Annotated in this window: 15 protein-coding genes; 6 read left to right on the top strand and 9 right to left on the bottom strand. The window is 60.3% G+C overall.

Features of this window, described 5'->3' with window-relative positions; all coding sequences use genetic code 11:
* The first annotated feature begins 9 nt into the window (after positions 1 to 9).
* Positions 10 to 807: an isocitrate lyase/phosphoenolpyruvate mutase family protein gene (locus JFT81_RS08660; RefSeq protein ID WP_201226956.1), complete on the top strand. Its 798-nt coding sequence runs from the start codon at positions 10 to 12 to the stop codon at positions 805 to 807.
* Between the two features lies 1 nt (position 808).
* Entirely contained in the window at positions 809 to 1426 is a 618-nt protein-coding gene (locus tag JFT81_RS08665; RefSeq protein WP_201226957.1) for a DNA-3-methyladenine glycosylase, read from the top strand.
* Positions 1427 to 1479: 53 nt separating this feature from the next.
* Here the strand turns inward: JFT81_RS08665 and JFT81_RS08670 are convergent, their stop codons facing one another.
* The 3 genes from JFT81_RS08670 to JFT81_RS08680 all read right to left on the bottom strand — a co-directional run bounded on the left by JFT81_RS08670 (position 1480) and on the right by JFT81_RS08680 (position 4688).
* The gene (locus tag JFT81_RS08670; RefSeq protein ID WP_201226958.1) at positions 1480 to 2577 is read right to left on the bottom strand and encodes an extracellular solute-binding protein; all 1098 of its coding nucleotides are present in this window, start codon (positions 2575 to 2577) and stop codon (positions 1480 to 1482) included.
* Between the two features lie 2 nt (positions 2578 to 2579).
* A complete protein-coding gene (aguA, locus tag JFT81_RS08675; protein WP_201226959.1) occupies positions 2580 to 3704 on the bottom strand; it encodes an agmatine deiminase in 1125 nt (374 codons plus the stop codon).
* A 99-nt stretch (positions 3705 to 3803) separates the two neighbouring features.
* The gene (locus tag JFT81_RS08680; RefSeq protein WP_201226960.1) at positions 3804 to 4688 is read right to left on the bottom strand and encodes a LysR substrate-binding domain-containing protein; all 885 of its coding nucleotides are present in this window, start codon (positions 4686 to 4688) and stop codon (positions 3804 to 3806) included.
* A gap of 276 nt (positions 4689 to 4964) precedes the next feature.
* Between JFT81_RS08680 and JFT81_RS08685 the strand changes: the two genes are divergently transcribed.
* Positions 4965 to 5453, top strand: coding sequence for a GFA family protein (locus JFT81_RS08685; RefSeq protein ID WP_201226961.1), 489 nt, complete (start codon positions 4965 to 4967; stop codon positions 5451 to 5453).
* Between the two features lie 206 nt (positions 5454 to 5659).
* Positions 5660 to 7867 carry a TonB-dependent siderophore receptor gene (locus tag JFT81_RS08690; RefSeq protein WP_201226962.1) on the top strand — a complete coding sequence of 736 codons (2208 nt, stop codon included), beginning with the start codon at positions 5660 to 5662 and terminating at the stop codon, positions 7865 to 7867.
* A 1096-nt stretch (positions 7868 to 8963) separates the two neighbouring features.
* Here JFT81_RS08690 and JFT81_RS08695 read toward each other — a convergent pair.
* From JFT81_RS08695 to miaE, 3 genes are all read right to left on the bottom strand, one after another.
* A complete protein-coding gene (locus tag JFT81_RS08695; RefSeq protein WP_201226963.1) occupies positions 8964 to 10250 on the bottom strand; it encodes an ATP-binding protein in 1287 nt (428 codons plus the stop codon).
* A complete protein-coding gene (locus JFT81_RS08700) occupies positions 10251 to 10958 on the bottom strand; it encodes a response regulator (RefSeq protein WP_201227120.1) in 708 nt (235 codons plus the stop codon).
* 181 nt (positions 10959 to 11139) lie between these two features.
* Complete coding sequence (miaE, locus tag JFT81_RS08705; protein ID WP_201226964.1) at positions 11140 to 11748, bottom strand: tRNA isopentenyl-2-thiomethyl-A-37 hydroxylase MiaE; 609 nt, start codon at positions 11746 to 11748, stop codon at positions 11140 to 11142.
* A gap of 158 nt (positions 11749 to 11906) precedes the next feature.
* Between miaE and JFT81_RS08710 the strand changes: the two genes are divergently transcribed.
* On the top strand, positions 11907 to 12770 hold the full coding sequence (locus JFT81_RS08710) for a universal stress protein (protein ID WP_201226965.1): 864 nt from the start codon (positions 11907 to 11909) through the stop codon (positions 12768 to 12770).
* Between the two features lie 112 nt (positions 12771 to 12882).
* Here JFT81_RS08710 and JFT81_RS08715 read toward each other — a convergent pair whose 3' ends face one another.
* The gene (locus JFT81_RS08715; RefSeq protein WP_201226966.1) at positions 12883 to 13353 is read right to left on the bottom strand and encodes a DUF1289 domain-containing protein; all 471 of its coding nucleotides are present in this window, start codon (positions 13351 to 13353) and stop codon (positions 12883 to 12885) included.
* 468 nt (positions 13354 to 13821) lie between these two features.
* Here JFT81_RS08715 and acnB point away from each other — a divergent pair, with 468 nt between their 5' ends.
* On the top strand, positions 13822 to 16431 hold the full coding sequence (acnB, locus tag JFT81_RS08720) for a bifunctional aconitate hydratase 2/2-methylisocitrate dehydratase (RefSeq protein WP_201227121.1): 2610 nt from the start codon (positions 13822 to 13824) through the stop codon (positions 16429 to 16431).
* A 577-nt stretch (positions 16432 to 17008) separates the two neighbouring features.
* Here the strand turns inward: acnB and glp are convergent.
* Both glp and moaB read right to left on the bottom strand, forming a co-directional pair.
* On the bottom strand, positions 17009 to 18214 hold the full coding sequence (gene glp / locus JFT81_RS08725; protein WP_201226967.1) for a gephyrin-like molybdotransferase Glp: 1206 nt from the start codon (positions 18212 to 18214) through the stop codon (positions 17009 to 17011).
* Entirely contained in the window at positions 18211 to 18750 is a 540-nt protein-coding gene (gene moaB / locus JFT81_RS08730) for a molybdenum cofactor biosynthesis protein B (protein ID WP_201226968.1), read from the bottom strand. Before moaB ends, glp begins: the two co-directional genes overlap by 4 nt.
* Between the last annotated feature and the right edge of the window lie 215 nt (positions 18751 to 18965).

The following is an 18965-nucleotide window of genomic DNA, read 5'->3' on the forward strand; positions in this document are numbered from 1 at the left end:
GGGATTTCAATGAGCACGCTCGATACGCAGTTTCACCAGTTGCACCAGCAAGGCCTGCTGATTCTGACCAACGTCGCCGACGCCACCGGCGCGCGGCTGGTCGAGCATCTGGGCGGCAAAGCCGTTGCCACCAGCAGCGCAGCAGTGGCTTGGGCCCATGGTTATCCGGACGGCAACACGTTACCGCTCGAACGTCTGGTGGCGACGGTGGAATCCATCGCCCGGATCATCAGCGTGCCGCTAACCGTGGACGTCGAGGCCGGATATTCCGATGACCTCGGGCGGGTCGCCGAAGTGCTCGACGCGGTCGTTGCGGCGGGCGCGGTCGGCATCAATATTGAAGACGGCGCGCAAGCGCCGGAGTTGCTCGCGCGCAAGATCGAAGTGGCGCGGCAAGTCGCCGACAAGCGCGGCGTCAAGCTGTTCATCAATGCGCGCACCGATGTCTATCTGAAAAGCCTGGTGCCGGCTGAAGATCGCGTCGCCGAAACCCTGCGCCGTGCCGCGCTGTATCAGGCGGCGGGTGCTGATGGACTGTTCGCCGCGGGCGTGACCTCGGCTTACGAAATCGAAGCGATCTGCAAAGGCACGCCACTGCCAGTCAACGTCCTCGGTTTCGCCTGCCTGCCCTCTCCCGAAGAACTGCAAACGCTCGGCGTGCGGCGTTTGAGCGCCGGCTCCGGAATCGCCGAATTCCTCTACGGCGCGATGGGCGGGCTGGTGAAAAGCTTCCTCGCCAGCGGCAAACTCGACACCCGCGACCTCAAGGCGTTCAGCTACGGCGAAGTCAACGGCTTGCTCAAATAGCATGCCCGATACCTATCAAGCGGCCAGCGAATACCTTGCCGCGCTCGACCCCGACTGGCAGCGACACATTGCGGCGGTAGGCCCTTGCCTGCATCAGCCGCATCCGGCACGCGATCCCTACGAGTCGCTGGTGCGGGCGATTGCCTATCAGCAACTGCATGCCAAGGCCGGTGACGCGATTGTCGGGCGGTTGGTGGGGCTGTTTCCTGCGCAATCATTTCCGCGGCCGGAACAAATCCTAGCGACCGACTTTGAACGAATGCGCAGTTGCGGGTTTTCGGCGGGCAAGATTGCGACCATTCAAGGGATCGCCCAGGCAGCGCTCGACGGTGTGGTGCCGGATTACGCCACGGCGTTGGCGATGGACGATGAAGCGTTGATCGAACGCCTGATCAGCCTGCGCGGGGTTGGCCGCTGGACGGTGGAGATGCTGCTGATTTACAGCCTTGAGCGCATGGATATTCTGCCGGCCGATGACTTTGGTGTGCGCGAGGGTTATCGGCGGTTGAAGGGGCTGGAGGTGCAGCCGACGCGCAAGCAGATGATCGAGATCGGGTTGAAGTGGAGCCCGTTCAGAACCGTCGCCGCCTGGTATCTGTGGCGCGTTGCCAAGGTGTAGACCGCGTTATCGTTCATCGCTGGCAAGCCAGCTCCTACAGGGAAAATGTGGGGTTAGAGGCCGGACTTCAACCGGCTGAACGCCCGGATCAACGCACGATTGAAGGCTTTGCCGTTGTCGTTTTTGCTATACAGCGTGGCCCTGACGTCGGCCGAGGGGTAGGTCCCCGGATCATTCCGAATGGCCGCATCGACCAGATCATCCGCCGCCGTGATCGCATTGGCGTAGTGAATGGTGTCGGTGATGGGCGCCATGACTTCCGGTGTCATCAGATAATCCATCAGCGCCAGCCCGGCCTGCGGGTGCGGGGCGTCCTTGGGAATGACCATCGCGTCAAACCAGATCAAAGTACCCTCTTTCGGAATCCGGTAACTGAGCTTGAACGGCTTGTTCGCCGCCTCCGCCTGCCCCGCCGCAATCGCCACGTTGCCGTTCCACGACATCGCCACGCAGGTGTTGCCGTTGGCCAGATCGCTGATGTTCAGGTCATTGTCGAAGTAGCGTATGTACGGACGGATTTTCGCCAGTTGCTGCTCGGCGAGTTTCAGGTCGTCGAGGTTTTGCCGGTTGATGTCCAGGCCCATGTACTTCATCACCGCCGCGAACACCTCATTGGGATCATTGAGCAGGCTCACCCCGCAGTCAGCAAATTTCGAGACCACCGCCGGATCGAACAGCATCGCCCAGCTGTCCTTTGGCGCATCGGGCAAACGCTTTTTCACAGCCTCCTCCTGATAGCCCACGCCCGTGGTGCCCCACGCGTAGATCCCGGCGTAACGATTGCCCGGATCGAACACCGCCATGTGCTGACGGAATTCCTCACCGACGCCGGCAAAGTGCGGCACCCGCGCCTTGTCCAGCGGCTGGATCGCACCGCTTTCGATGGCTCGCGACAGGTGCTGGCCTGCGGTCAGCACCAAGTCATAACCGCTGCGTCCGGTGAGCAGCTTGGTCTCGACGGTTTCCAGTGAATCGAAATGATCGGCAACCACATGAATGCCGGTTTTCGCCTCGAAATTCTTCAAGGTGTCCGGGGCCAGATACTCGCCCCAGATGTACAGATTAACCACCGGTTTGGCGGTGTCGGCAGCCTGCACACACAAGGGTGCAAGCACCAGCAATAAGGCTTGAGTCAGTTTGTGCAGGCGCATGGTCACGCTCCCTTCTTGTGGACAGGCGTGCCGGCGTATTGCGGCATGGTGATGCACGCGACGTTACCGCCTCCGAGAAGGATTTCCCGGGAGTTTTCGATGCCGACGATCTTGTGCTGCGGGAACAGTTCGGCCAGCGTCGCCATCGCGACTTTATCGTTGCGATCACCGAACAGCGGCACCACGATCGAGCTGTTGCCGGCGTAATAGTTGATGTACGACGCGCAGATTTTCGTCCCGGCCTGGCGCGTGTGGGTGCTGTCCTGCTGGTCGAGGCCTTCGGCTTCCTCGGCGGTCCATTCGAGCACGTCCGGTTGCGGCAATTTGTGCACGGTCAGCTCGCGGCCACGGCTGTCGCGGGTGCTGCGCAAGATGTCGTAGGCCTCTTGATAGATTTCCCACTGCGGATCGTCGCGGTTGTCGGTCCATTGCAGTACCACTTCGCCGGGACGGACGAAACAGGCGAGGTCGTCGACATGGCCATCGGTTTCGTCGAATTTGCAGCCGCGCGGCAGCCAGATGACTTGTTCTGCGCCGAGGTAATCGGTGAGTCGGCGGGTGACTTCGTCCTTGCCCAAGTGCTGGTTGCGGTTGCGGTTGAGCAGGCATTGTTCGGTGGTGAGGATGCTGCCCTGACCGTCGCTCTGAATGCCGCCAAGCTCGGCAATCAACGGTGCGCGGTAGCGGTCGAAGCGTTCGATTTCGAGGATCTTGCTGGCAATCTGGTCGTCCTTGTCCCACGGGTAGTAGAGACCGCCGTCAAGACCGCCATAGGCGTTGAACTCGAAATCGACGCCGCGCACTTCGCCACTCTGGTCGTTGACCACAAAGCACGGGCCGCTGTCGCGGAACCAGGTGTCGTTGCAGGTCATTTCCACGACACGCACTTGCGGTGGCAACTGTCGGCGAGCGGTGGCGAATTGCGCGGCCGAGGCGCAGACGGTGACCGGTTCGCTGTGGGAGATGGCGGTGACGATCTGCACCCAGACTTTCTGCGCCGGCTTGGCGCCGTTGCGCCAGACGTCGGTGCGCTCTGGCCAGCCGAGCCAGCAGCCGGACTTGGGTTCGAATTCACCGGGCAGACGGAAGCCGTCGTGTTTAGGGGTGGAGTCGAGCAAACGTGCCATGGTCAAACCTCGTCTTCGCGATGGGAATGACCACAAGGTAAGGTCGCGGCTCGCCTGCTCGCCAACGATGATTATTGCGGAATAGTTGAATTCAACTCATCAATCCGCCAGCTGATCGTTGAACCATTCAAGCATCTGTGCGACGGCCGGGCGCTCGATCCGCACGCGCTCACACACCAGCGCGTATTGGCCGAGCGCGGTCATGCTCCAGGGGAACGGCCGCACCAACCGACCGCTCTGCAAGTCCTCCTGCGCGGTGAGGTTGTCGCCCATCGCCACGCCCTGCCCTTGCGCCGCGGCTTCCAGCGCCAAGCCTGCATGGGCGAAATACAACTGACGCTGCGGGCGCTGGTCGCCGGCATGACTGGTCAGCCAGGCAGTCCAGGTCTTGCCGTCCTGGTCGTCGTGCAGCAGGCAGTGGCGGGCCAGATCCTTTGGGGTTTTCAATGTGCCCTGGTTGAACAGGCCGGGGCTGCACACCGGGAAGAATTGCAGCGCCGGCAAGGGCCGGACGAAATAAGCGCTGCTGTCGGCCGGGCCGGTGCCGTAGGTGATCGCCAGGTCGATGTCTTCGCCGGGGGCGCTGGCATCGATCGGTTGTTCGTAGAGGTGCAAGGTGATGTGCGGGTAGCGCGCGTAGAAATCGCTGAGGCGACTCATCAGCCACTTTTGTGCGAGTTCGGCGGTGACGGCGAGTCTGAGGACTGCCAGCGAGGATGGATCGCGTAATTCATCGCAAGACTCGCCAATCAGTTCGAAGGCTTGCTGCAGGCTTTGCATCAAGCGCCCGGCGGCGATGGTCGGGCGAATCTGCCGGCCTTCGCGGATGAACAGCGAGACGCCGAGTTGTTCTTCGAGCTGGCGGATCTGGTGGCTGACGGCACTGTCGGTGACGCACAGTTCAGCGGCGGCCCGGCCGAAGTGCGCGTGACGGGCGGCGCATTCGAAAGTGCGCAGTGCGGCCAGTGAGGGAAGTCGTCGCATGAATATTGAGCCCCTTTTTGCCGCCCATGCTGACCGTCGCGCCTGAGCGAGTCCAGTAGGAGCTGCCGCAGGCTGCGATCTTTTGATGTTGTTTTTGAACAGCAAGATCAAGAGATCGCAGCCTGCGGCAGCTCCTACAAGGATTAACGTCGTCCACAGATCTTGTCATCAACACTTGACCCTGTGGCAGCTGGCTTGCCAGCGATGGCGGCAACACATCCACCACAACTCTTCTAGGCTAAATCGAACCATTCCAGCCAACCGGAGGCCTCTGTCATGCATTTAGAAGGTTCCTGTCACTGCGGCGCTGTCACTTTCAGCCTGACCAGCGCCCACCCCTACCCTTATCAACGCTGCTACTGCTCGATCTGCCGCAAGACCCAGGGCGGCGGCGGTTATGCGATCAACCTCGGCGGCGACGCGACTACGCTCAAGGTACAGGGCCGCAAAAACATCGCCATCTACCACGCGAAGATGAAAGACGAAGGCGACAAACGTGCCCACCGCAGCAGCGCCGAACGGCACTTCTGCTCGCTGTGCGGCAGTGGACTGTGGCTGTTCAGCCCTGAATGGCCTGAACTGATCCACCCGTTTGCCTCAGCCATAGATACGCCGCTGCCCGTGCCGCCGGAGCACACGCACCTGATGCTCGGCTCGAAAGCGCCGTGGGTGGAAGTCGAGGCCAGCCCCAAAGACCAACAATTCGACGTCTACCCCGAAGAATCCATCGCGCAGTGGCACGAACGCCTCGGCATCAGCACCTGATAACCCCCCCCAACGTAGGAGCTGCCGAAGGCTGCGATCTTTTGATGTTGGTTTTTAACGACAAGATCAAAAGATCGCAGCCTGCGGCAGCTCCTACAGGGGGGATGTGGGGATTTTTGCTGGGCCGGTTCCCTTTTGCCTTTCTCGTTCGGTTAACCCCTCAGAAGCACTTCAACGACCGATCGATTTGATGCAAAGGGATCTCCATGCCGTACGTCCGTTTTCGTTTTGCCTTGTGCCCGTTGGCGCTGGCGCTGCTGAGCCTCAACGCCCAAGCCGCTGAAACTGCCGCCAAAACCGATCAAGCGCTGCAATTGGGCGCCACTAACATTTCTGCCGAGGGTCTGGGCGCCACCACCGAAGACACCCACGCTTACACCACCGGTACCATGTCCTCGGCGACCGGCCTGCCGCTGTCGATTCGCGAAACCCCGCAATCGGTCACCGTGATCACCCGCCAGCAAATGGACGATCGCGGCGTGCAAAGCGTCGGCGATGCGCTGCGCAACACTCCGGGCATCTCCAGCCAGAAATACGACAGTGACCGCACCGAGTTTTCCGCGCGAGGCCTGGCCATCACCAACTTCCAGTACGACGGCATCAACATCCCGTACGACGGTGTTTACGGCGAGAACCCGAACAACGGTGACGACGCCGCCAGCATCGACCGCGTGGAAATCATCAAGGGTGCGACCGGGCTGATGACCGGTAACGGCGACCCGTCGGCCACGGTCAACCTGATCCGCAAGAAACCGACCAAAGAATTCAAGGCGTCGATCAGCGGCACGGTCGGCTCGTGGGATGCCTATCGCACCGTCGGCGATGTTTCCGGTTCGCTGACCGATTCGGGCAATGTGCGCGGACGTTTCGTTGGCGCTTATTCGGACAAGAATTCCTATCTCGATCACTACAGCCAGAAGAAAGACCTGTTCTACGGCATCCTCGAAGCCGACCTGACGGACGATACCTTGCTGACCTTCGGCATCGACAAGTCCAGTACTACCCCACGCGGCACTTCCTGGACCGGTAACCCGGTGTACTTTGCCGACGGCGGGCGCACCGATTTCCCCCGTCATTTCAACTCCGGTGCCGACTGGAGCCGTCGCGATTTCGACAACATCACCTACTTCGCCTCGCTCGAACAGTCGCTGGCCAACGACTGGAAATTCAAGGTCAGCGTCGACCAGAAAACCACCGACCACGACACCCGTCTGGCTTCGGCGAGCGGCGGCAACCCGAATCGCGCCACCGGTGAAGGCATGTTCATGTACTGGGGCCGCTGGGAGGGGCATCGCGTACAGAACACCGCTGACGTCAACGTCTCCGGCCCTTTCACACTGGGTGGCCGCGAACATGAACTGGTGGCCGGCGTGATGACCGCGCACTCGCGCCAGACCGGTTCGACCTACGACACCAGCGCCTTCGCCGAAGTCCCGGGAAGCATCTATGACTGGCGCGGCGACTTGCCGAAGCAGGACTTCCCGAAGAACGGCAAGTACGAACGCACGCAGAGCCAGAACGGCATTTACCTGGCCACGCGCCTGCACCCGACCGACGATTTGTCGGTGATTCTCGGCAGCCGGTTGAGCACCTTCAAATACAACGAGGACTATGGCTACAACCCTGGTGCCGGGCTTGACGACACCCACGCCAGCTACAAGGAACACGGCGTGGTCACGCCGTACGCCGGGGTGGTCTATGACCTTGATGACACTTACTCGCTGTACGCCAGTTACACCAACATCTATCAGCCGCAAACCTACAAGGACAGCAACGGTTCGACCCTCGCACCGGTCGAGGGCGACAGCTACGAGGCAGGCCTGAAGGCTGCGTATTTCGACGGTCGCTTGAACGCCAGTCTGGCGTTCTTCCGCATCGAGCAGGATGGCGTGGCCGAGTCGATTGGCACCAACGCGGTGACTAACGAAGGCATCTACAAAGCCATCGACGGCGCCACCACCAAAGGCCTTGAGCTCGAATTGGCCGGCGAACTGGCCGACGGCTGGAACGTCTCCGCCGGCTACACCTACGCGCGCAGCCGCGATGCCGATGAGCAGCGCATCTATGGCTATCCGCTGTCGACCACCAAGCCGGAACACGTGGTGCGCACCTTCACCACCTACCGCTTGCCCGGTGTGCTCGACAAAGTCACCGTCGGTGGCGGCGTGAGCTGGCAGAGTGCGTTCTACGGCAAGATCTACAGTGCGCCGGCCGGCGATTACACGCGCATCAAGCAAGGTGGCTACACCCTCGTCGACCTGATGAGCCGCTATCAGTACAACGAGCACCTGAGCTTTACGGTCAACGCCAACAACGTGTTCGACAAGCGCTACCTGACAGGGCTGGGCAACTTCGACACGACGTTCTACGGCGAGCCGCGCAATTTGATGCTGACGACGAAGTGGGATTTCTGATCTTCAGTTGATTTTTTGCTGCCTGTGCCGGCCCCATCGCTGGCAAGCCAGGCTCCCACAGGTTTCGAGGTGTAGCTGAGATCCTGACGACACCGTGTATCCCTGTGGCAGCTGGCTTGCCAGCGATGGCGATGGTTCAGTCACAACAATGCCGAGCGGACCGCCCCCATCGCTGGCAGGCCAGCTCCCACAGGTTTCGAGGTGTAGCTGAGATCCTGACGACACCGTGTATCCCTGTGGGAGCTGGCTTGCCAGCGATGGCGGTGGGTGAGTCACAACAATGCCGAGCGGACCGGCCCCATCGCTGGCAAGCCAGGCTCCCACAGGTTTCGAGGTGTAGCTGAGATCCTGACGACACCGTGTATCCCTGTGGGAGCTGGCTTGCCAGCGATGGCGATGGGTCAGTCACAACAATGCCAAGCGATGGCGGTGGGTCAGTCACAACAATGCCGAGCGAACCGGCCCCATCGCTGGCAAGCCAGACTCCCACAGGTTTCGAGGTGTAGCTGAGATCCTGACGACACCGTGTGTCCCTGTGGGAGCTGGCTTGCCAGCGATGGCGGTGGGTCAGTCACAACAATGCCGAGCGGACCGGCCCCATCGCTGGCAGGCCAGGCTCCCACAGGTTTCGAGGTGTAGCTGAGATCCTGACGACACCGTGTATCCCTGTGGGGGCTGGCTTGCCAGCGATGGCGGTGGGTCAGTCACAACAATGCCGAGCGAACCGGCCCCATCGCTGGCAAGCCAGACTCCCACAGGTTTCGAGGTGTAGCTGAGATCCTGACGACACCGTGTATCCCTGTGGGAGCTGGCTTGCCAGCGATGGCGGAGGGTCAGCCACAACAATGCCGAGCGGACCGACCCCATCGCTGGCAGGCCAGCTCCCACAGGTTTCGAGGTGTAGCTGAGATCCTGACTACACCGTGTATCCCTGTTGGAGCTGGCTTGCCAGCGATGGCGGTGGGTCAGTCACAACAATGCCGAGCGGACCGACCCCATCGCTGGCAGGCCAGCTCCTACAGGGAATCGGGGGGCGAACACAAATCCCCTGTGGGAGCTAGCCTGCTGGCGATGGGGCCAGCACGGGCAACATCATTCAATCCAGGTGCGCCCAGGTCATCCGAAACGACGCCCCACCCCATTCCGATTCCCCGACTTCAACCTGCCCGCCATGGGACTGCGACACCCGCCGCACCAACGCCAACCCCAAACCAAACCCGCCGGTACGCCGATCGCGACTCGCGTCCAGCCGCGAGAATGGCTCGAAAATCTTCTCCCGCCCGTCTACCGGAACGCCCGGTCCATCGTCGTTGACGCGCACCTCGTAATAATCGCCGTGGCGTACCAGCGTCACTTCAACGCGCTGCTCGGCGTAACGAATTGCGTTGCGCAGCAGATTGATCACCGCTCGCGCCATAAAGCGCGGTTCGATGCGTACCGTTTCGAGCCGGCAATCGCCAATCAACAACTGCACCCCCGCCGCTTCCGCCTCCAGCGCGACGCTGCCAACGACACTGTCGAGCCAGTTGGCCGCCTGAATGTTTTCACGTTTGATCACCGTCGCACCCCGCTCAAGACTGGCGTAAGTGAGCAGTTCCGAAACCATCTCCTCCAACTCGCCGAGGTCGGCGTACATGTCGGCGATCAACTCGCGGTTCTGGCTGGCGCCCGGCTGTTGCTTGAGTTGGTCGAGCTCGAATGACAACCGCGCAATCGGCGTGCGCAGTTCGTGGGACACCGCGTTGGTCAGCTCGCGCTGATTGGCGATCAAGCCTTCGATACGTGCTGCCATCAGGTTGAAGTGCTCGGCCAGATCGCGAATGTTCGAACGCTTGGACAGTTGAATGCGCACCGCCAGATCGTTGTCGCCGAAGCGCTCGGCGGCCAGGCGCAGTTTCTCCAGATCGCGCCAGTGCGGACGTACCCAGAAGAACAGGACGATGCCGATCAACACCGCGAGCATCATGTAAGCCACGGTGATGTAGAACGGCATCAGGCTCGGTTCAGGCGGCAGCTTGATGCTGAGCAACTGCGACCCGCCGTCAATGTTGCTGATGAACTGCGTGTAGTTGTCGCGAATCACCAACAGATTCTGCGCCAGCTCGGTTTTTTCCTGTGGCGTCAGGGCCAGTTGATCGGCCTCGACCAGCGCCAATGAAAGGCCGTAATGTGGGCGCAAGGCCTCAAGCTGCTGCTCACGCGCTTTGCCCTGCTGATCGCGCATATGCTCGACCAGCGACCACGCCTGACCGCGCACCGCCTCGCGGTTGTATGCCTGCATCTGCCCGTCGAGCAAGGCGTTGAACGTGTGTTCTACGGTCTGCAACGCCAACACCAGACCGATTGTCATCACCACAAACAGCCCGAGAAATAACCGCAGCATCTACAGCTCCCACGCAAACGGATTGAACAGATAACCTTTGCCCCACACGGTCTTGATACACACCGGTTCACGGGGATTGTCCTTGAGCTTGTTGCGCAATTTACTGATGTACACGTCGACGCTGCGGTTGAGTCCATCGAAGGCAATGCCGCGCATCCGGTTGAGAATGTCATCACGCGAGAGGATCTTGCCGGCGGCGCTGGCCAGCAACCACAGCAGTTCGAATTCCATGGTGGTCATTTCGATGATCTCGCCCGCCAGGCGCACTTCGCGACAGCTGCGGTCGATGCTCAACCGGCCAAACTCCATGCAACTGACCACGCCGCTGTCCGGCACCTGACGCCGTTGCAGGGCACGCAACCGAGCGAGCAGAACCGGCGGCTTGATCGGTTTGATCAAGTAGTCGTCGGCACCGGATTCCAGGCCGAGAATGTGGTCGAGGTCGTCTTCCTTGGCGGTCAGGATGACAATCGGCGTGTCCGAGACGCTGCGAATCTCGCGGCACACGTGCAGCCCGCTCTGCCCCGGCAGCATCAGGTCGAGCACCACCACTTTCGGTTTGAATTCGACAAACACGGCCATCGCCAGATCGCCGCGATGCACCGAGCGGACTTCGTAGCCATGTTGTTCGAGGAAGTGCGCGATCAGCGCGGCAAGACGCTCGTCGTCTTCCACCAGCAGGACTTTGCCAAAACCCAGGTTATCCATAACGACTGTGTGCCAACCCATGTGTGAAAGGGTCGTCATTATGGAGGGATTCACGCGCGAGGGCCGGGTTCCGGCGATGTTTCATACTCTTAAGAGTTTTTAACAGATTGTGCAGGAGCCTGGCTTGCCAGCGAAGGCGTTATTGAGATCGCTATCGCAGGCAAGCCGTGCTCCTACCGAGTTATGCCGCGACGGGCACACCGCTATGGAAGCGGAATTCTTCATCCGGGGATTCGATCAACTCTTGCTCCGCCGCGCGAACCCGCAGGATTACCTGTTCAACATCCTTCGCATCACCGTACTGATACGCCAGCTTCAGATAACCCTGAAAATGCCGGGCCTCGCTTTTCAGCAGGCCAAAGTAGAACTTGCCGAGTTCTTCGTCCAAATGAGGCACCAATGCTTCGAACCGCTCACAACTGCGCGCCTCGATGAACGCGCCAACCACCAGCGTATCAACCAGTTTCACCGGCTCGTGACTGCGCACCACTTTGCGCAAGCTCGAGGCGTAACGGCCGGCGTGCAGCTGGCGCAGTTCGATCTTGCGGCGCTTCATCAGGCGCATCACCTGTTCGTGGTGCACCAGTTCTTCGCGGGCCAGACGCGACATCATGTTGATCAGGTCGACGTGGGAATGGTACTTGGCAATCAGGCTCAGCGCGGTGCTGGCGGCCTTGAACTCGCAGTTCTTGTGGTCGATCAGCAGGGTTTCCTGATCGGCCAGTGCCGCCTGGACCCAGGCGTCAGGTGTGCGGCAGCCAAGGAATTCGTGGATTTCGGGAAGGATCATGGGGCTCACGGTAAAGGTGTTCGAGCGAAGGGCGCCGATTATACCGGCCTGTCCGCAGACCACCAGTCGCCAGCGTTGATATGCATCAAGTCGCAGGCGCATGAGCAGCAACTATAGTTGAGCAACGCCGTGCCTTTTCTTTGCTGGAGACTCCGCTCATGCAAGCCATTCGCAGCATTCTGGTGGTCATCGAACCCGAACATTCGGAAAGCCTGGCGCTCAAGCGCGCCAAGTTGATCGCGGGCGTGACCCAGGCCCATCTGCACCTGTTGGTGTGCGACCGCAAGCACGACCACACCGGCATGCTTGGCGTGCTCAAAGCCGCGCTGTTGGCCGACGGTTACAGCGTGACCACCGAACAGGCGTGGAACGAGAGCCTGCACGAAACCATTATCGATGTGCAGCAGGCCGAGGGCTGCGGGCTGGTGGTCAAGCAACATTTCCCCGACAGTTCATTGAAAAAAGCCCTGCTGACCCCGGCCGACTGGAAACTGCTGCGCCACTGCCCGACGCCGGTGCTGCTGGTGAAAACCTCTACGCCCTGGAAGGACCGAGTGATTCTGGCGGCGGTCGATGTCGGCAATGCCGATGGCGAGCACCGGCATTTGCACACGACAATCATCGATCACGGCTATGACATTGCCAGCCTGGCCAAAGGGCATTTGCACGTGATCACTGCGCATCCGTCGCCCATGCTGTCAGCAGCCGATCCGACCTTCCAGCTCAAGGAAACCATCGAGGCGCGTTATCGCGACCAATGCCGGGCGTTTCAGGCGGAGTTTGATGTCGATGACGAGCATCTGCACATCGAGGAAGGCCCGGCGGATGTGTTGATTCCGTTCATGGCGCACAAGCTGCAGGCGGCGGTAACCGTGATCGGCACGGTGGCGCGGACCGGGTTGTCGGGGGCGTTGATCGGCAATACTGCGGAAGTGGTGCTGGATGCGCTGGAGAGTGATGTGCTGGTGCTCAAGCCGCAGGAGGTTGAGGATCATCTGCTGGAGTTGGCGGTGAAACATTAATATCTGGGGTGTCTGAACCGGCCCCTTCGCGAGCAGGCTCGCTCCCACATCTGAAATGCGGTCTCCTGCAGGAACGCATTTCCCTGTGGGAGCGAGCCTGCTCGCGAAGCTTCTAGGCGCCGAAGGCGTCTTTCAGGAAACCGGGGGCGATGTAGCGCTGATAGTGCGCTTCCGACAGCAGGAAAAATTCCCGATCAATGGCATCGCGCAATTCCGGCAGATTCCAGTCGCGAAACTCCGGCAGCAGGACCATCCCGTACGCGTCCAGATTAATGATCACCCGCGCCCCACGGGCAATCAGCTGATACGCCCAGCAATATTCCGACTGATGCGGCACGAAGCGGATCTTGCGCTGTTCAAGCTGCTGGCGCAGGCGCGCCGAATCAAAAATCTCGACCTTGCCCGCCATCACTTGTGACAGCAATTGTTCCAGACGCAGCCACACCGCGCGTTTTTCCTCCTCGTTGTATCCATTCCAATGGATTACTTCGTGATGGAAACGCTTGCAGCCACGGCACACCAGATCACCGTAAACAGTGGAGCAGAGGCCGACGCAGGGGGTCTTGATGGTCTGATTGGGCATAGGATGAACAAAACACTGAAACGCGGAACAGGTCGGCATGTTAGCCCTTTGTCGGGCATTGATCACCCCTCAAACATCAGGGGCAACGGCGTCACCGAAGTTTGACCGGGCCACGCACAACGCCACCAAAGTCCAATAGAGCCCGACTTACCTTTAAATTTTTTTTGCCGTAGAATCAGCCAGCCTTTTAAGGCGCCAATGTCCGTTAGAAGCTGTTTTCAAAGCGTCACGAGCACAGTCGTTCCTTCAGAGCGGTGTTGGCGAAGGGTTTTTCCAGCGGGGAAAAGCCCAACGCCAACCCTCATCAGCTCCCCGTTCTGCAGGCGTAAAACTTTGAAAGCAGCTTCTGTAAGGAATTGCCGGTAATTCTGGCCGAACGACCCACAACGTCGTGAGGCGCATGAGTACGGCAATTTCGGGATGAGCGTCCCGGACACCCATTTGGGACCACTGATGAGGGTAATAACTGTGCTTGAAGCCTACCGCAAACATATCGAAGAGCGTGCAGCCCTGGGTATCGTTCCCCAGCCGCTTAACGCCGAACAAACAGCAGGCCTGGTCGAGCTGCTGAAAAACCCTCCGGCTGGCGAAGAAGAATTTCTCGTTGACCTGATCACCAATCGCATTCCACCAGGCGTGGACGAAGCGGCTTATGTAAAAGCCGGCTTCCTGTCTGCACTGGCCAAGGGCGAAGTTTCCTCCCCTCTGCTGGACAAGAAACGCGCTGTAGAACTGCTCGGCACCATGCAGGGCGGCTACAACATCGTGACCCTGGTTGACCTGCTGGACGACGCCGAGCTGGCGCCAGTCGCTGCCGCGCAACTCAAGCACACCCTGCTGATGTTCGATGCGTTCCACGACGTCGCGGAAAAAGCCAAGAACGGCAACGTTCACGCTAAAGGCGTCCTGCAATCCTGGGCTGACGGCGAGTGGTTCAAGAACCGCCCGACGCTGGCCGACAAGATCAGCCTGCGCGTGTTCAAGGTCACCGGCGAAACCAACACCGACGACCTGTCCCCTGCTCCAGACGCCTGGTCCCGCCCGGACATCCCGCTGCACGCCCTGGCCATGCTGAAAATGGCTCGCGAAGGCATCGTTCCTGATCAGCAGGGCGCCATCGGCCCGATGAAGCAGATCGAAGAAATGCGCGGTCAAGGCTTCCCGATCGCCTACGTCGGTGACGTGGTCGGTACCGGTTCGTCGCGTAAATCCGCTACCAACTCGGTACTGTGGTTCTTCGGCGACGACGTTCCTTACGTGCCGAACAAGCGTGCTGGCGGTTTCTGCTTCGGCAGCAAAATCGCTCCGATCTTCTACAACACCATGGAAGATGCTGGCGCCCTGCCAATCGAGTTCGACGTTTCCAACATGAACATGGGCGACGTGATCGACCTGTACCCGCATGCTGGCAAAGTCTGCAAACACGGCACCGACGAAGTCCTGACCACCTTCGAAATGAAGACTCCGGTCCTGTTGGACGAAGTTCGTGCTGGCGGCCGTATCCCGCTGATCATCGGCCGTGGCCTGACCGAGAAGGCTCGCGCCGAACTGGGTCTGCCACCGTTCGACCTGTTCAAGAAGCCGGAAGCGCCGGCTGAAAGCACCAAGGGTTTCACCCTGGCGCAGAAAATGGTCGGCAAGGCTTGCGGTCTGGGTGAAGGCCAAGGCGTTCGTCCTGGCACCTACTGCGAACCGAAGATGACCACCGTGGGTTCTCAGGACACCACCGGTCCTATGACCCGTGACGAACTGAAAGACCTGGCGTGCCTGGGCTTCTCCGCTGATCTGGTGATGCAGTCCTTCTGCCACACCGCGGCCTATCCAAAGCCGATCGACGTAACCACCCACCACACCCTGCCTGACTTCATCATGACCCGCGGCGGCGTTTCCCTGCGTCCGGGCGACGGCATCATCCACTCGTGGCTGAACCGCATGCTGCTGCCAGACACCGTCGGTACCGGTGGTGACTCGCACACCCGTTTCCCGATGGGCATCTCGTTCCCGGCCGGTTCCGGTCTGGTCGCGTTCGCCGCCGCCACTGGCGTTATGCCGCTGGACATGCCGGAATCGATCCTGGTGCGTTTCAAAGGCAAAATGAAACCTGGCATCACCCTGCGCGACCTGGTTCATGCCATTCCTTACTTCGCCATCCAGAACGGTCTGCTGACCGTTGAGAAGAAAGGCAAGAAAAACGCCTTCTCCGGCCGCATCCTGGAAATCGAAGGTCTGGAAGGTCTGACCCTGGAACAGGCGTTCGAACTGTCCGACGCCTCGGCCGAACGTTCGGCTGCCGGTTGCACCATCAAGCTGTCGAAAGAGTCGATCACCGAGTACCTGAACTCCAACATCACTCTGCTGCGCTGGATGATCGGCGAAGGCTACGGCGATGCACGTACGCTGGAACGTCGCGCACAAGCGATGGAAGCCTGGGTTGCCAACCCGGAACTGATGGAAGCCGATGCCGACGCCGAGTACGCCGAAATCATCGAAATCGATCTGGCCGACATCAGCGAGCCTGTGCTCTGCGCGCCAAACGATCCGGACGACGCCCGTCTGCTGTCCAGCGTTGCTGGCGAGAAGATCGACGAAGTGTTCATCGGTTCGTGCATGACCAACATCGGTCACTTCCGCGCTGCCGGTAAACTGCTGGATCAGGTCAAGGGTCAGCTGCCAACCCGTCTGTGGCTGTCGCCGCCGACCAAAATGGACGCTCACCAACTGACCGAAGAAGGCTACTACGGCATCTACGGCAAGGCTGGCGCGCGCATGGAAATGCCGGGCTGCTCGCTGTGCATGGGTAACCAGGCACGCGTTGAGCCGAACGCGACTGTTGTGTCGACGTCGACCCGTAACTTCCCGAACCGTCTGGGCGACGGCGCGAACGTTTACCTGGCTTCGGCCGAGTTGGCGTCCGTGGCTTCGATCCTGGGTCGCCTGCCGACCGTCGAGGAGTACATGGAATACGCTGGCAAGATCGACAGCATGGCGGCCGATATCTACCGCTACCTGTCCTTCGACCAGATCGCCGAGTTCCGTGAAGCTGCTGCGAACGCCAACATTCCGGTCGTTCAAGCCTAACGTTACAACGCAATGAAAAACGCCGCCCATCGTCAGATGCGCGGCGTTTTTTTATCCCCGCCCCCACCCGCGCAGGAGCAAAGCTTGCTCGCGATGGCGGTGTATCAGCCAACACCTGCGTTGAATGCTAGACCGCTTTCGCGAGCAAGCTCGGCTCCTATAGTTTTCGCGGGACGCCTGCGAAGGCCGGCAGCACCACAACTTCGTAGGAGCAAAGCTTGCTCGCGATGGCGGTGTATCAGCCAACACCTGCGTTGAATGCTAGACCGCTTTCGCGAGCAAGCTCGGCTCCTACAGTGTTCGCGGGACGCCTGCGAAGATCGGCAGCACCACAACTTCGTAGGAGCAAAGCTTGCTCGCGATGGCGGTGTATCAGCCAACACCTGCGTTGAATGCTAGACCGCTTTCGCGAGCAAGCTCGGCTCCTACAATTTTCGCGGGACGCCTGCGAAGATCGGCAGCACCACAACTTCGTAGGAGCAAAGCTTGCTCGCGAAGGCGGTGTATCAACCAGCACCAACGTTGAATGCTAGACCGCTTTCGCGAGCAAGCTTTGCTCCTACGAGATTGGCGGTGCTTAGAAGAGTTCGTTGAAGGGTATGAAGCGCAGCGGGTCGCCGACCTGGTGCGTGCTGTTCTCGGTGATTTCCACTAGGCCATCGGCCCAGGTCGCGCCGAGCAGTACGCCGGAACTCTGATTCGGGTAGAGCACCGCAACCCCCGTTTCCAGACGCGCCCGCAGGTATTCACGGCGGCTGGCCGATTTCGTCCAGGCAAACCCGGCCTTCACCGTGAAGCTCAGCGGCATCACGTCTTCGACACCTTGAATCCTCAACAGATACGGTCTGGCAAGCAAGCCAAAGGTCACGAGCGCGGCAGTCGGATTACCCGGCAGACCGATCACCGGCACTGCGCCGATATGGCCAACCGTCAGCGGCTTGCCGGGCTTGATCGCCAATTTCCACAACAGCGCTTTACCGTTGTCACGCAGTACCTGACCGAGGCAATCAGCATCGCCTGCGGACACCCCGCCCGTGGTCAGAATCAGGTCAGCGCTGACTTGCAACTGCTCAAGCTTGAGCCGGGTTTGCGCCGGGCGATCCGGCAAGATACCAGCGTCGATCACCTCGCAACCCAGTTCACGCAACCAGTGCGCGAGCAACACACGGTTACTGTTATAGATGCTGCCAGGACGCAGCGGCAGGCCCGGTTCGACCAGTTCGTCACCGGTCGACAACAACGCCACCCGAGGCCGACGCACAACGTGCAGTTGCGCCAACCCCTGCCCTGCCGCCACTGCCAGCTCGAACGGTCCGAGACGCTTGCCGACGCGCAGCAAAATGTCACCGGCACGGTTCTCCTGACCTTGCGCGCGGATGTTCTGGCCAATTTTCAGCGGCTGCAAAAACCGCACGCGACCGTCTTCCAGTACCTCGACGTTTTCCTGCATTTCCACGCAATTGGCACCGGGCGGCACAGGTGCTCCCGTAAAGATCCGTGCACAACTGCCCGGCAACAAGGCATCCGGCGCGAGCCCCGCGTAGACGCGTTGCGACACCGCCAAAGGCTGGCGATGCAGATCCGCAAGGTTCAGGGCGTATCCGTCCATGGCGCTGTTCGGCCACGGCGGCAGATCGAGTGTCGCTACCAGATCACTCGCCAGCACCCGCCCGCACGCGTCATCCAGCGCGAGGATTTCACTGTCCGCCAGACACTGCTCATTGGCCATGGCCAGTAATTGCTCCAGCGCATCCTCAACCGGCATCAACGCTGCCCAGCTCATCCGCGGGTGCCGCAGGCTTGTACCGATTTAAGGTGTGGGACGAAGTTGCACGGGCGGTGACGGTTGTCGAGTTGCTCGGCCAGAATACCTTCCCACGCCGTGCGGCAGGCGCCGGTCGAGCCCGGCAGGCAGCACACCAGCGTGCCGTTGGACAACCCGGCCAATGCACGGCTCTGTACGGTGGAAGTACCGATGTCGAGGATCGAGATCGCGCGGAACAACTCACCGAAACCATCAACCTGTTTGTCGAGCAGGCAGACCACCGCTTCGGGGGTGCTGTCGCGCCCGGTGAAGCCGGTGCCGCCGGTAATCAGCACGACCTGAACGCTTTCATCGGCAATCCAGTTCGCCACCTGAGCACGGATCTTGTACAGATCGTCCTTGAGTAAATTGCGCGCGCTCAGCGTGTGACCCGCCTCCAGCAGACGACTGACCAATAATTGGCCGGAGGTATCGCTGGCGTAATCGCGCGTATCACTGACCGTCAGCACAGCAATGTTCAGGGGGACAAACAGGGCATCCGATTTGACGCTCAAGGGGATTCTCCGGCAACAATCGATTCAATTGCCAACAAGCCTAAGTGCCTCTTCTTATGAGTGTCTAATCACTCTCGCCAACCACTCTATCGAGCGCCTCTATCAGACGGGTTTGCCGCACTGAAAGCCATCAAGGCAGGGACTGATAGACAGCCTTTAAACACTTCCGATTGGACGCACAATCGCTGAAATGAGATCGTCGCACCCTGCGCTTT

The sequence above is a fragment of the Pseudomonas sp. TH43 genome, assembly GCF_016650635.1.
GTDB lineage: Bacteria > Pseudomonadota > Gammaproteobacteria > Pseudomonadales > Pseudomonadaceae > Aquipseudomonas.